Source organism: Ensifer sp. ZNC0028, from assembly GCF_000799055.1.
Lineage (GTDB): Bacteria > Pseudomonadota > Alphaproteobacteria > Rhizobiales > Rhizobiaceae > Ensifer.
The window spans coordinates 1-14,055 of sequence record NZ_JTLA01000111.1; the positions used below are offsets into that span (position 1 = coordinate 1).

Annotated in this window: 12 protein-coding genes; 2 read left to right on the plus strand and 10 right to left on the minus strand. The window is 62.8% G+C overall.

The annotated features are described in order from the left end of the window. The 9 genes from L981_RS25905 to L981_RS25950 all read right to left on the minus strand — a co-directional run. A partial coding sequence (locus L981_RS25905) for an MFS transporter (RefSeq protein WP_043623164.1) occupies positions 1-182 on the minus strand: 182 nt, incomplete at its 3' end. After that, positions 179-565: a DoxX family protein gene (locus L981_RS25910; RefSeq protein WP_082006161.1), complete on the minus strand. Its 387-nt coding sequence runs from the start codon at positions 563-565 to the stop codon at positions 179-181. The genes L981_RS25905 and L981_RS25910, both read right to left, overlap by 4 nt. 348 nt (positions 566-913) lie before the next feature. Continuing rightward, positions 914-2,896 carry an amidohydrolase gene (locus L981_RS25920; RefSeq protein ID WP_043623172.1) on the minus strand — a complete coding sequence of 661 codons (1,983 nt, stop codon included), beginning with the start codon at positions 2,894-2,896 and terminating at the stop codon, positions 914-916. A 2-nt stretch (positions 2,897-2,898) separates the two neighbouring features. Next, the gene (locus L981_RS25925) at positions 2,899-3,186 is read right to left on the minus strand and encodes a XapX domain-containing protein (protein WP_043623175.1); all 288 of its coding nucleotides are present in this window, start codon (positions 3,184-3,186) and stop codon (positions 2,899-2,901) included. An 86-nt stretch (positions 3,187-3,272) separates the two neighbouring features. Beyond that, positions 3,273-3,923, minus strand: coding sequence for a hydrolase (locus tag L981_RS25930; RefSeq protein ID WP_043623178.1), 651 nt, complete (start codon positions 3,921-3,923; stop codon positions 3,273-3,275). A gap of 146 nt (positions 3,924-4,069) precedes the next feature. Continuing rightward, the gene (locus L981_RS25935) at positions 4,070-4,978 is read right to left on the minus strand and encodes an AraC family transcriptional regulator (RefSeq protein WP_043623180.1); all 909 of its coding nucleotides are present in this window, start codon (positions 4,976-4,978) and stop codon (positions 4,070-4,072) included. Between the two features lie 226 nt (positions 4,979-5,204). Continuing rightward, entirely contained in the window at positions 5,205-6,113 is a 909-nt protein-coding gene (locus L981_RS25940) for an AraC family transcriptional regulator (protein WP_043623182.1), read from the minus strand. 133 nt (positions 6,114-6,246) lie between these two features. Further along, positions 6,247-7,137: a helix-turn-helix transcriptional regulator gene (locus L981_RS25945; protein ID WP_043623184.1), complete on the minus strand. Its 891-nt coding sequence runs from the start codon at positions 7,135-7,137 to the stop codon at positions 6,247-6,249. A gap of 212 nt (positions 7,138-7,349) precedes the next feature. After that, entirely contained in the window at positions 7,350-8,249 is a 900-nt protein-coding gene (locus tag L981_RS25950; RefSeq protein WP_043623186.1) for a LysR family transcriptional regulator, read from the minus strand. Positions 8,250-8,342: 93 nt separating this feature from the next. Between L981_RS25950 and L981_RS25955 the strand changes: the two genes are divergently transcribed. After that, positions 8,343-9,029 carry an alpha/beta hydrolase gene (locus tag L981_RS25955; protein WP_052202020.1) on the plus strand — a complete coding sequence of 229 codons (687 nt, stop codon included), beginning with the start codon at positions 8,343-8,345 and terminating at the stop codon, positions 9,027-9,029. 44 nt (positions 9,030-9,073) lie between these two features. On the opposite strand, the gene L981_RS25960 is transcribed toward L981_RS25955, so the two are convergent. Beyond that, positions 9,074-11,362, minus strand: coding sequence for a hypothetical protein (locus L981_RS25960; RefSeq protein WP_043623188.1), 2,289 nt, complete (start codon positions 11,360-11,362; stop codon positions 9,074-9,076). Positions 11,363-11,800: 438 nt separating this feature from the next. Between L981_RS25960 and katG the strand changes: the two genes are divergently transcribed. Beyond that, positions 11,801-14,008, plus strand: a complete 2,208-nt coding sequence (gene katG, locus L981_RS25965; protein WP_043623191.1) for a catalase/peroxidase HPI — start codon at positions 11,801-11,803, stop codon at positions 14,006-14,008. The last annotated feature ends 47 nt before the right edge of the window (positions 14,009-14,055 follow it).

Sequence of the window (14,055 nt, forward strand, 5' to 3'; positions counted from 1 at the left end):
GCCGCCTGGATCATCGAGACGGCAGCGGGGGTTGCCGACAGGTCAGTGACAAGCCAGGAGCTGGCGACATCGCGGATGAAGCTGCCGGTATTGCCGATAATCGTCGCCACCCAGAGGACGGCGAAGACCTTCTGGCGCAAGGGCGCGAAGGTGCCGGCATTGTTGGTCGCTGCCTGCGTCATTGGCCGCCCCTCCCCGTGAATGCACGTTCGCGCAGATCATAGAGTGCAACGAGCACGAAGGCGCCGGCAAGGCCGATATGCTCGAAGAAGCCGTTTGTCGCCATCGCACGCTCCATGCCGGACGGCAGTTCCCAGAAGCGGAAGGCAAGCAAGGTGGCGGCGAGCGTGAAGGCCGCAAGCGCGCCTGCCGCCGCCCAGCGATAAAGGCCCGAGAGAATGAGCGCCGACATCGCAAGCTCGAAAACGATGACGCCGACCGCAAAGAGCGGCGCCGGATGGAGGCCGAAATGCTCCATCTCGGCAAGTGCGCCCGGGAAGTCGAAGATTTTCATCAAGGGTCCCTGAATGTAAGCCGAGCAGAGCGCCAGCAATCCGACGAACATGACGGGGTTGCCGGAACGGCCCGGTCGAAGGCGAGCGGCGAGATGGTTTTCGAGGGAAGAGAGGCTCAATCTTTCGTTTCCTTGTCAGTCGGCTTGATGGGCGGAAAAACCGCCCTCATCGGGTTTTCAGCCATTTCAAAGGCGTGATCGCGCTCTGGGATATGCCCTGGTAATAGGCCCCGTGCTTTGCCGGTGGATGGTTCACGACGACTTTAGCAGAAGGGTGCCGGAGGCCCTCGGTTGGCGAGGCAGAGGCACCCTTCGGTCCGAGCGATGCGTTGATCAGGAGTGAGACCGCGGCCATCGCCACGGTACCGGCTATCGTCCGCATTTTTCGTCTCCCTTCCGCTACACCGCCCAGCAGGAACAGCCGAGCGCACCGAAGAAGCCCTTGAGGTCGGCGATCGGAAGTTTCGACGTCCAGGCGCCGGCATGGTCGTGACCATGGACGCCGCAATCGCTGGCGCAGCCGCAGGACGTGATCGCGGTGCGCCGCAGCGAGTTTTTGCCCGCACCGTTGGGTTCGCCCCAGGCGGCATAGCCACCAAAGGTCTTGACCGGCGACCAGTCGGGCATCGCCGGCGGCACCTTGTTCTCGTCATGTGCGGTGAAATCTCCGGCCGCATAGACGACCTTGCCGCCGACGACAGTCAGCTCCGACGTCAGGAACGAGATCTCATCCTCGGGGCAGGAGAAGTAGTCCTTGTTCGGCACGATCAGGTCGGCAAACTGTCCCTTCTCGATCCGGCCTTTCTTGCCTTCCTCGTTCGAGAACCACTGCACCTTCTCGGTCCACATCCGAAGCGCCGTCTCGCGATCGAGACAATTGGCACGCGGATAAAGCTGCAGGCCGCCAACTGTCTTGCCGGTCACCATCCACGAAAGCGAGACCCAGGGGTTGTAGGAGGCAACACGGGTGGCATCGGTGCCGGCCGAGACGTTGACGCCCTTCTCTAGCATGCGCTTGATCGGCGGTGTGGCTTCCGCCACACCGTGGCCATAGCGCTCGACGAAATATTCGCCCTGGTAGGCCATGCGATGCTGGGTGGCGATGCCGCCGCCAAGGGCGGCGATCCGGTCGATCGAGCGGTCGGAGATCGTTTCTGCGTGGTCGAAGAACCAGTTGATGCCCTCAAGCGGGATATCCCGGTTGACCTTCTCGAAGACGTCGAGCGCACGGGTGATGGTTTCGTCATAGGTGGCGTGCAGCCGCCAGGGCCAGCGGTTCTCGGCAAGAATGCGCACGACCTCTTCGAGTTCGCCCTCCATCTCCGGCGGCATGTCCGGGCGCGGCTCGCGGAAGTCCTCGAAGTCCGCAGCCGAAAACACCAGCATCTCGCCGGCACCGTTGTGGCGGAAATAGTCGTTGCCCTGCTTGTACTTGACCGACGACGTCCATTTCAGGAAGTCGTCTTTCTCCTGCTTCGGCTTCTGGGTGAAGAGGTTGTAGGCAAGCCGCACCGTCATCTGGCCTTCGTCCGAGAGCTTCTGGATGACGGCATAGTCGTCCGGATAGTTCTGGAAGCCACCGCCGGCGTCGATGACGCTGGTGACGCCGAGCCGGTTGAGCTCGCGCATGAAATGACGGGTCGAGTTGACCTGATAGTCGAAGGGCAGCTTCGGCCCCTTGGCAAGCGTCGAATAAAGGATGCCGGCATTGGGTTTGGCCAAGAGCAGCCCGGTCGGGTTGCCGCTGGCGTCGCGCGTGATCTCGCCACCTGGTGGGTTCGGCGTGTCCCTGGTGTAGCCGACGGCGCGGAGCGCCGCGGCGTTGAGCAGAGCCCGGTCATAGAGATGCAGCAGGAACACCGGCGTATCGGGCGCGACCGCATTGATCTCGTCGATCGTCGGCAGCCGCTTTTCGGCGAACTGGTGCTCGGTAAAGCCGCCGACGACGCGCACCCATTGCGGCGCCGGCGTGATCGCCACCTGCCGCTTCAGCATGTCCATCGCATCGGCGAGCGAGCGCACGCCGTCCCAGCGCAGCTCCATGTTGAAGTTGAGGCCGCCGCGAACGACGTGGGTATGGTTGTCGTTCAAGCCCGGCAGGACGCGCTTGCCTTTGAGGTCGATGGTCCTGGTGCCTGAGCCTGCCAGCGCCATGATCGTCCTGTCGTCACCGACAGCGAGGATCAGGCCGTCCTTAACGGCAACGGCGGTGGCCGTCGGGTTGGCGCGGTCAAGCGTCGTCACGAGGCCGTTGTGAAGGATCAGGTCGGGCGTCATCGAGGTATCTCCGGTCTGTTGGGCGCCGGCGGTACGGGCCGACGAGAAGAGCGCGGGCAGCGCCAGGGACGAGGCTGCACCGAGGAACGAGCGTCTTGTCGGCATCGTCAGGCCCTCTCGTCGTTGCCGGCTACATCCTTCACCACGCTAGCCGCGGCCTGCCCACCGGGCAGATGGCCGAACACATGTGGCATGCACTGCCGATTGAACCAGGAGAGGTTGACCGGCTCGCCCGAGAGGGCGCGCTTGACCAGGGGCACGGACTGCTCCCCGATGAGAATGCCGAGCAGACCGATCAGCGCGATGACCGGCGGCGCCGGCGAGCGGACATTGAGCAGCGCATAGATGACGCCGACGAGCAGCCCGGCTCCGAGCGAGAGAAGGTACATCTTCATCGCCACAACTCCTTCACGGGATAAAGGTGCCGCTCCGGCCGCAGCGCGGCGGCCAGAGCGTTAATCTAGAGCGCGGAGGCGTTCTGTCAGTGGCCTTCGGACGCGCCGAACATCGACTTGGCGTAGATGATGCCGAGGCCGTACGAGCCGCCGAACTTTTTGGCGATGCCGGTGGTCATGTCGTAGGTCTCGGTGCGCGCCCAGTCGCGCTGCAGCTCGAGCATGTATTGCAGCGAGGTCATCGGTCGGACGCCGGCCTGCACCATGCGGTCCATCGCCCGCTCGTGCGCCTCGTCCGAAACGTCGCCGCAGGCGTCCGCGATGACATAGACCTCGAAGCCCTGATCGAGCGCCGAAAGTGTCGGGCCGACGATGCAGACCGAGGTCCACAGCCCGCACATGACGAGGCGCTTCTTGCCAATGCGGTTGACCTCTTCGATCACGGCCGCGTCTTCCCAGGTGTTCATCGAGGTGCGATCCAGCAGCTTCTGGCCCGGGAAGGCATCGGTGATCTCGGAGAACATCGGGCCGGAGAAGGTCTTTTCGGCAACCGTCGTGAGGATGGTCGAAACGCCGAAACCCGCCGCCGCATTGGCGACGAGTGCTGCGTTGTTGCGCAGGAGCACCGCGTCGATCGACTTGGTCGCAAAAGACATCTGCGACTGGAAGTCGATCATGATCAGGGTGTGGTCCTTGGGCGAGACGAGGAGTTTGCCGGGGGTCGCTGTCGCAGACATGGTCGTGACCTCTTACTGTTGAAACTGAACTCCGATTGGAGAAGCCCAACTATGCCGCCGACCGGCGACCCGTTCTTGTCGCCAAAGGTGGATTTTTGAAAATTTCGCTCGCCTTCAGCCGGCAGGGCGCGTGCAGTTTCAGAGGGTTACGACTGCCGGCTGCGCCGCCACTGGCGCGGCGTGGCACCCGCGGCCTGCGCAAAGGCCCGGGTAAAGTGGCTCTGGTCCGAAAAGCCGCAGACGACGGCAATTTCACTTAAGGATGTGGGCGAGAACTGCAGCAGATCCTTGGCCTTTTCGATCCTTTGCTGCAGCAACCAACGATAGGGCGTGCTGCCCATGGTCTCGCGAAAGGCACGCAGAAAAGCCGCCTGCGACAGGTTGCAGGTCGCAGCCAATTCCTCGACGGTCAGCTCGTCATCCAGCCGGGATTGCACCAGATCGCGGATCTTTGCCTGGCAGCGCTGCGAAAGCCTGCGTCCTCCGGCCAGGCTCTCGCCACGGCCATTGCCGTACTGCCGGACCATATGCACGCCGATCGCCACCGAGAGCTGGTCGACAAACAGCGCGCTTCGATCCGTATAGCCGTCCACCGACGCAAACAAAGCGCCGAGCATGCCGCCGAGAACAGGATCCGGCGAGCCAGAAACGGACCGAAGCTCGTTGACGCCGGAGGCATTTGCCGCATCTGCGATGCGCTCGAGCGCTCCGTGGCCGATTTCGAGCAAGGTGAAATCGAACGACCCTTTGAGATCGGCCTTGTAATCGTCGGAAAAGTTCCTGACGTAGATCGAGTTTTGGCTGAACTCCTGGATGGCTGAGTGGTGCGCTCCGAAAACCCGGCGGCTATGACCGCCGACAAGCGACAGGCCGATCAGATAACCCCGCCCGTTGCCAGGTGTCCTGACCTGGCCCGGCGGTCCCGCTGTCGACCGCTTGCGGTGGAAGACCATGTCGCGGCCGTCGATCGTCCTGTCGTCATCAAGCTGATCGAGCGAGCATCCGAGACTGTCGCGCGGTCGCGTTCCGGCCGAGGCAGCGGAAACATTCGTCATCGTCTTCGCTCCTATGTGCCGAAACCATTCGCAAAGCTTCCTGCCGCGATGACGAAAACGTAGAATGCGGATCGCCGTGCGCATGGAAAACGTGCACGGAATTCACTCTCGGGTTCACCAAATCGTTTGCAGGAGCGGCCCTATGATTGCCCCGGTCGCCGCATCATTCTTGCACGTTTTTCATCTGTTTTGAAAATTTTGCATGAGGGCGCGCCCTCTTTCCATGTTATTGCGGTGGTCGGTCCACAGCGACGATGACCGACCGGTTCTTTTTCCGGAAGCGCGCCGGCGTTTCCCCCGTCTGGCCGGTGAAAACCCGGGTCATGTGGCTCTGGTCGGCAAAGCCGCAATGGATTGCGATTTCAGCAAGGGGTGTGTCCCGAAGCAGACACTCCTTGACCCGCGCGATCCGATATTCGGACAGCCACCTGGACGGTGTGCGCCCGAAGCTCTCCTTGAAGGCCTTGTTGAAATAGCTGCGCGATAGCTCGCACTGGGCAGCGAGATCGCCGATCGAGAACGGCCTGTTGAAATGGGCGACCAGAAATTCCGTCGCCAGCCTTTCCTGCCATGGCGCCAGCGTCCCCTTCTTGTCGACGGGGAAGTGCAGGCCGCCATAGGCCTGGCTGAGATGGGCCAATGCGGCAAGATTGATCTGTTCGACGAACAGCAGATTAGCCCGGTCCGGCTCGTCGAGCGAAGGCAGCAGCGCCTGGGCAAGGCCGAACATGACGGGATCTACACGCCCCTGTACGGGAGAAAGCGACACATATTCACCGCGCCCGGCCCTTTCCGTGAAGCTGCGCATCGAGGCAAAGGGGATGTGGAAGCGGACATTGTCGAAGGGCGACAGATGATGGCACTGCCATTGGTCGCGAAGGTCGGTGATCGCAAGCGAAGCCTTCGGGTGCCCACCCTCATAAACAAGTTCGCCGCGCCGCCACAGGCGGTGCGCCTCGAAGTCACGCATCTGGACAATGACGTTGAAGGCATCGGCGACCGGGATCAGCGGCCCGACTTCCAGGTCGAAGCGATCCGAAAAGGTTCTCGTGACGGTAATGTCGCCGGCGCTGATCCGCTTGACGATAGGACGCGGTGTGCGTTCGTCTGCGCTCATTCCCTCTTGCAAGGCCATCGGTCAGGGTCTCCCGATTTCCAGCTCAGCCGCCCGCTTCAGCGGCCGGGCGGATGCTACAACGGTTGACTGTCGCAATGAAGAGGCGAATCCAGCGATGCATCGCCGAGCGTCAAAGGTCAGCATCATACCCTCACTGCAGCCAGCGCGCGCGCCAGACGGCGGGCGTCACGCCCGTCACCTCGCGAAAGGCTTCGATGAACCGGGCCTCGTCGGCATAGCCGCAACTGGTTGCGGTTTTGCCCAGCGACCATCCCTCTTCGATGAGATAGCGCTTGGCGCGACCGATCCGGTAGCGCATCAACCACTCTTGCGGCGTCTGGCCGGTCACGGATGCAAAAGCCGCGGCAAAATCCTCCTCCGAAAGGTTCGCAGACGCCGCTGCTGACGCAAACGAAAAGTCCTTGGCCCAATGGTCGATCATGAAGTCCTTGGCCGCCTTCTCCTGCCATACGGAGAGATCGGGGCCGCCGGATGCGATGGCGCGATCCGGGTAGGAATGCAGAAGATGTGCGCAGATGGCGACGGCGATGTGCTGCAACACCGCACCCGGTTGCCCCTCGCCCTCGGCAAGAAGCGGCAACAGCGCCAAGGCAAGATTGTGCATGACGTCGTCGACCTCGCCGCGACGGCACCTGAGACTGGTGGCGGCCGGAGCATGCGAAAACTCGCAGACTTCACGAAACAAGGCGCGCGGCAGATGGAAGGCGAGGGAGTCGAGATCGCTGACAAGCCGGATACTGGCGCCCTCAGCGAGATCGACGAGACAGATCGACCCCTGCCGGTAGTGGCGAATGTCACCTTCGCTTTCGCCCGGCACCAGGTCGCAATGCATGACATCCTTGAAATAGAACATCAGGAAATAGGCGTCGTCGGCCGGCAGCGATACGATGCGGCTCAGTTCTCCGTTCAGCCGGCACTGCAGACGCGTCACCGAAAACCGGGCGTCCCGTACCGGCCGCACCATGAGAAACGGCGCCTTCGGCTCGCCGAAATACGCTCCAATGCCACTTGGCTCTGTCATCTTTCGTCCACCCCCGCCTTCTGGCGATGGAATTCATTGCACGCGTGCAATCCGCTTCGATACGCGAAGGACCCGACGCAAGGGGGCATCTCGCCATTACCGCTCATATCCGGGAAAACATGGGGTGTGCTGCCGGTAATTTCTTGTATCCTTTGCTCACATTTGGCCGCAAACGGCGCTGTTTTGAGGTCCTGCCGCATGATCCCAACGCTTCAAAGCGGCCGCGTCTCGGTGACGTAGCTCTCGAAGAAATCGGAGAACTTGGCAACCCTGAGCGGCAGCCGTTCATAGGGCGGATAATACAAGGTCAGCCACAGCTGCGGCGCCTCCCACCCGTTGAGGATCTGAACCAGCGCGCCCCGCGCCAGCGCGTCCTCGACGATGAAGAGCGGCAGAAGCGCGATGCCCTCGCCGTTCTCGGCAAGCCTGGCAACGAATTCGCCGTTGTTGGCGGCGAGCGACTGGCCCGCCCTCACCTTTCGCGTCCGGCCTTCGGACGAGAGTTCCCAGCTCTCGGCCACCGCCTCTCCGTCATAGGCAAGGCAACCGTGGGGATCGAGATCATCCGGCGTCTGCGGGGTTCCAAACCTGGCGAGGTAACCGGGAGAGGCAACGAGCACGCGCCGCACGGGACAGATCCGGCGCCAGATCGTGGATTTGTCGCGTGGCGGCTCCGACACCCGCACCGCAAGGTCGAAATCCTCAGTCACGATATCGATCAGCCGGTCGGTCAGGGACAGCGAAATCCGCGTGCCCGGATGCTCGGCGCGAAAGCCGGTGACAATGTCCGGCAGGATATGCTGGCCAAGCGACAGCGGCGCATTGAGGCGGATCAGCCCGGCGACATCGCCATGCTGCTCACGCAGGTCCTCCCGCGCCTCGTCGAACTGATGGATCAGGGGCTCGATGCGCGCCGCATAGACCGCACCGGCAGAGGTCAACGAGACCTGGCGTGTGGTACGCAGCAGCAACTGAACGCCGAGATCCGCTTCCAAGGCACTGACGGCGCGCGTGACGCTCGGCGCCGTCATCGAAAGCTGACGCGCCGCGGCGGTAAAGCTCCGCTGCTTCGCCACCGCCAGGAAAACCCGGATATCGCTCAAATCGCTCATGCGTTATAATTTCTGAAAATGAAATAATATTGTCAATATTATTGCTATTCATTTTGGTTATGAATGCGCCGATCCTTTCATCGGGAGAAGCACATGGGTGCTGGCGGAGATCAGGCAGGCGTGAATGCTTGCCACCTCGGCCCTTCGGTCTCCCAGAAGGGAGCGGCAAACATGACAATCTCATCGTCCAGCGAACAGAGAGAACCGTTCAGCCCCGACGCCCCGGTCGTTTTCGCGTTCTGCGACCACGCTCCGAACGATGCGGTCGCCCAGCTGATCGCCCATACGCTGCCGGGTTCCCAATTGGTCTTCGTCAACCAAGGCGCAGGCGAAAGCGACGAGGCGCGCTCATCTGCGATCGGCGACGGCTTGTGCAATATGCGGGCACTCGCAGCCTCCGTGGAAGACCTGGCGCACGCGATCGGCAACAGGCGGCGCCTGTGTCCGCGCCAAGCCGTCTATGGCATCGGCTACGCCACCGGCGCGACCCAACTCGCCACACTCCTGGTCAAATATCCTGATCTGTTCGAGCGAACCGCGCTGTTGCATCCCCTCGTATCGTGGGTGCCGCCCGGCAACGCCGAACTTCAGGGCAAACGGATCCTCGTCACCGGCGGCCAGGACGATCCGGCCCGCCCATTGGCACTCACCGAGCAACTGGTCGACTATCTTGCGGGGCAGAAAGCGGATGTCCGGGCCCTCTACATCAGGGGCGGAGACGAGATCGGGCAGGAAGAATTGATGGCGCTTCGGGATTTCCTTCAGGCGCCCAGAGACTGAAGCAAGGCGGGCCGCATCAGACGATGCGGCCCGCGGTCGATTTTTTACTGCGCCTTCGCTTCGATATCGACTTGCTCGAGCAGAAGCGCCGGGTTTTCAGCAGCGCCCATCAGTTCGAGCGCGCCGACGCCGGCTTCATCCTTGGCCTTGACCGTCAGCGTGAAGGTGCCGGGCTTGCTGATGAACTGGGTGAACGCCGTTGCGGCGTCCTGCAGCTTCGGCTGCGTGGCGGCAAAATGCTGCACGCCGGCGCTGGTCATCAACACGAGCAGGCCGCGAACGCTGTCCTCAGTCATGTGGTTATCTTCGGCATAGAGCTTGATGCCCTTGGCCATGATGCCCTTGTCCTCGAGCTTGAGCGTGACTTCGCGGGCGGTAAGACCGAACATCGCGATCTGCGCCGCATTCAGGTCGCCGGAGAAGAAGTCCTGCGAAGCGCCGCCCATGACGCCGGAGAAGGAGAGGCTGCCCATGTCCTTGCCATCAAGCGAAATCTGCTTGATGACGAAGTTCTCGTTGGGCTCGTCCCACGACAGTTCGACGTTGGACGAGAAGACCAGCTTGTCGAGGCCGATCTTGCGCAGCATCTTGAAGCCCTCCTCCTGCGTGTCCGCAGGGATCGGAACGCTGAGATCGCGGTAGCTGACGCGGACATCCGTCGGAATGCCGTTGCGCGGCTTCGTCAGTGCGACTTCATAGGTGTCGAGCGTGAAACGAACGCGTTCCGGAACGGACGGCACTGCCGACTGCTCTACCGGCGCCTCGGCCATCGGGTCTTCCGCCACTTCACCGGCGATCTCCGCGTCGCTCGCGGCTTCGCCATCGGTGGCTTCATCCGCCGACTGCTCTGCAGGCGCTTCGGACGTCGAGGCTTCTGCCGCATCGCCAGGGACCGCCGCGTCGCTGGCGGCTTCGCCGTCCGTCGCTTGATCCGGCACCTGCTCGGCTTCCGGCGCCTGTTCGGCGTTGGCCGACGGATCGACCTCGGTTTCGGTCGCGCTCTCGTCCTCGACGGTTTCGCTGTCCGTCACGGCTGCCGGGTCGCTGCCGGGCATATCCACGTCGAGCCCGGCGATCTTGATCGTGCCGAATTCAGGCATCAGCGTGGTGTAGGGGAAGGTCTCGAACTCCTCCTCCTTCAGGCCCGCTAGCTTCGTCAGCGCCTCCATGGTCGGAGCCCAGGAGAAACCCTTGATGCTGGCTTCGGCAAACTTGAAGTAGTCGGTTCCCTCGCCCGCGGTGACACCGTTCATCGTGCCATCGAAACTGCGGCCGTTGAGCTGGAACGCCATCTTGTCGACGGCGAGCTTCACGAGCTTGCCTTCGACGCTTTCCTGCTCCGGCACTTCCATCTTCAGGCCGAGCAGTTCCATGTCGCCCTTTGCCAGCATGTCGACCAGCGAAAGGATGCGCTTGAAGAATGCCTGGCGTTCCGCCGGCGGCAGGGCTTCCGGGTCGCTGACCGCCTGGAGCTGCTCGAGCGTTTCGAGAAGCGGCTCGGTCGGCATGCGGACGCTGAGGCCGCTGCTGCGCACTTCGTCATAGCCGAAACGCGACTTGCTGTCGGCAAAGGCAAGGTTCTTTACCGAGATAGGGCCGTAGAGCAGCTTCGGCTCCTTGTCCTCGGGACCGGCTTTCTGCGTATAGATGCGGGCCATGTAGGCCACATCGAAGCTCTCACCGGTGACGGCGCCCATGGTGCCGTCCATCTTCTCCCGCTTCGTTGCCCCTTCGCCGTCAGGAAGATCCATGGAAAAGGCGAAGGTGGCACCGCTCGCCGAATAGCGCGCAACGCGGCCGCTGGCGATATCCTCGAGCCGAACATCCTTGTAGACCGTCTTCTGCTCGGCGCCTGCAACGTTCTGAACGACGGCGACTTCCGGCGCGGAGACCTGCTTTGCCGCGAAACGCTCGATACGCCTCAGCAGATCAGCCTTTTCCCCGCTTGCCGTCAGGCCGGCGGCGAAAAAGTCGGGATCTTCAAGCGTTGCCGCCGGCACGGAAAGCTTGGCGGCCTTGAGGTCGAGCTCCAGGCCCTTCACGTCGAGCTTGCCGCTCAGAGAGAAGATCTTCGGGCGGCCGTCGATTGCCGCGATGCGCGCGCTAACGCCATCGGCGAAAGGAAGCGTGACGTCGCGCAGATGGATGCGGCCGAAGAAATCCGCCTCAACCGAGCCGGCCTTCCCGCCGCGCTCGGCGATGAACGTCCCGACCGCCTTTTCAAGCATGAACTTGCCGCCGGCTACGCCGGCAGCCGCGATCGCGATCACCGCGACTGCAGCCCAGAGCGCCTTGCGGCGGCCACTGCCGGTCTTCGTATCTGTCTCAGCCACGATGTCTGTCCTTTCACCACGCGAAAAATAGAAAGCTCTTGAGTCGTTGCGGTGTGACTAACCATTGGCGCTTTCTTCCGCAAGTTTGGCGGGAGTGCAGTGCAACAATTTTCTTGTATCGGCTGCAATCGGCAAACGGTCGCACGTCATCAAAAATGCATGGAGGGCTGCAAGCATGCACCTGCGGAGCCGCGTCCATTAGCCATAGGATTGCCTTATCGTCACAATCAGGAAATCCAACTTAAATTAATGGAACCACTTTGATAGAGTCCGCGGCACAATGAGGGAGACGCAGCCAGTGGCGACACCGCTTCGCGGAACGACAACCACCGACGGCACAGGACATTCCGGGCCCCGCGCACGGCTGACTGCCGGCCCGCGTCTGACGCTTTTCCTCTGACCCATCCAAAATTCACGTCATCTTGAAGGGAGATAAAAATGGACGCGAAAGCCGAAAAGACGGGCAAATGTCCCGTCATGCATGGAGCCCAGACGAGCGCTCAATCGCCCGGCACCTCGAACCGCGACTGGTGGCCGAACCAGCTCAACCTGAAGATCCTGCACCAGAACTCCTCGCTGTCCGATCCGATGGGCGAAGCCTTCGACTACACCGAGGCGTTCAAGAAGCTCGACCTTACGGCGCTGAAGAGCGACCTCACTGCGCTGATGACCGATTCGCAGGATTGGTGGCCGGCCGACTTCGGCCATTACGGCCCGCTCTTCATCCGCATGGCCTGGCACAGCGCCGGGACCTACCGCACCGGCGACGGCCGCGGCGGTGCCGGCGCCGGACAGCAGCGCTTTGCGCCGCTCAACAGCTGGCCGGACAATGTCAATCTCGACAAGGCGCGCCGGCTTCTCTGGCCGATCAAGCAGAAATACGGCAACAGCATTTCCTGGGCCGACCTGATGATCCTTACCGGTAACGTCGCGCTCGAATCGATGGGCTTCAAGACCTTTGGCTTTGCCGGTGGCCGCCCCGACGTGTGGGAGCCGGAAGAAGACATCTACTGGGGCACGGAAAAGACCTGGCTCGACGATAAGCGCTACTCGGGCGACCGGGATCTCGAAAACCCGCTCGCCGCCGTGCAGATGGGCCTGATCTACGTCAACCCGGAAGGCCCGAACGGCACGCCGGATCCGCTGGCGGCTGCGCGTGACATCCGCGAGACCTTCGCGCGGATGGCGATGAACGACGAGGAAACCGTGGCGCTGATCGCCGGCGGTCACACCTTTGGCAAGACCCACGGCGCCGGCGATGCCGCCAATGTCGGCCGCGAGCCGGAAGCGGCCGGCATCGAGGAACAGGGTCTTGGCTGGGCGAGCACCTACGGCAGCGGCCGTGGCGGCGACACCATCAGCAGCGGCCTCGAAGTCACCTGGACGACGACGCCTACCAAGTGGAGCAACAACTTCTTCTGGAACCTCTTCGGCTACGAATGGGAACTGACGAAGAGCCCGGCGGGTGCACACCAGTGGACCCCGAAGCATGGCATGGGTGCGGGCACCGTGCCTGATGCCCATGACAAGTCCAAGCGCCACGCGCCGTCCATGCTGACGACCGACCTCGCGCTGCGCGTCGATCCGGCCTACGAGAAGATCGCACGGCACTTCTACGAGAACCCGGATGCATTCGCCGACGCGTTTGCCCGCGCCTGGTACAAGCTGACCCACCGCGACATGGGTCCGCGCGCCCGCTACCTCGGCCCGGAAGTCCCCTCCGAAGAGCTGATCTGGCAGGATCCGGTTCCGGCCGTCGACCATCCGCTCGTCGACGCCAGGGATGTCGCCGAGCTCAAGGCGAAGATCCTTGCCTCGGGCCTTTCCGTCTCGCAGCTCATCTCCACCGCCTGGGCATCCGCGTCCACCTTCCGCGGCTCGGACAAGCGCGGCGGCGCCAACGGCGCACGCATCCGCCTTGCCCCTCAGAAGGATTGGGATGTCAACCAGCCGGCGGAACTCGGCAAGGTCCTGGAAACGCTCGAAGGCATCCAGCAGGCCTTCAACGACGCCCAGTCCGGCGGCAAGAAGGTGTCGCTCGCCGACCTGATCGTGCTCGGCGGCACCGCAGCCGTGGAGAAGGCAGCGAAAGCGGCCGGCCACGACATTCAGGTTGCCTTTGCGCCGGGCCGCATGGATGCGACGCAGGAGCAGACCGATGTCGAGTCCTTCGCGGTTCTCGAACCGATCGCCGACGGCTTCCGCAACTACCAGCGGGGCCAGTACGCCGTTTCGCCGGAAGAGCTGCTGATCGACCGCGCGCAACTCCTGACGCTGACCGCGCCGGAGATGACCGTGCTCGTCGGGGGCTTGCGCGTTCTCGGCGCGAACCACGGCCTGACCGCCCACGGCGTCTTCACCGATCGTCCGGAAACGCTGAGCAACGACTTCTTCGTCAACCTGCTCGACATGGGCACGGCCTGGACGGCGACATCGGATGCGAAGGATGTCTTCGAAGGGCGCGACCGCAAAACCGGCGACGTCAAGCGGACGGCGACCCGCATCGACCTCGTCTTCGGTTCGAACTCGCAGCTGCGGGCCATTGCCGAAGTCTACGGACAAGCGGATGCAGAGGCAAAGTTCGTACGCGACTTCGTCGCCGCCTGGAACAAGGTGATGAACGCCGACCGTTTCGACCTCGTCTAACGGCTCGATCCGGCAACAGTACAAGCTCGGGCCCCGGCATCGCGCCG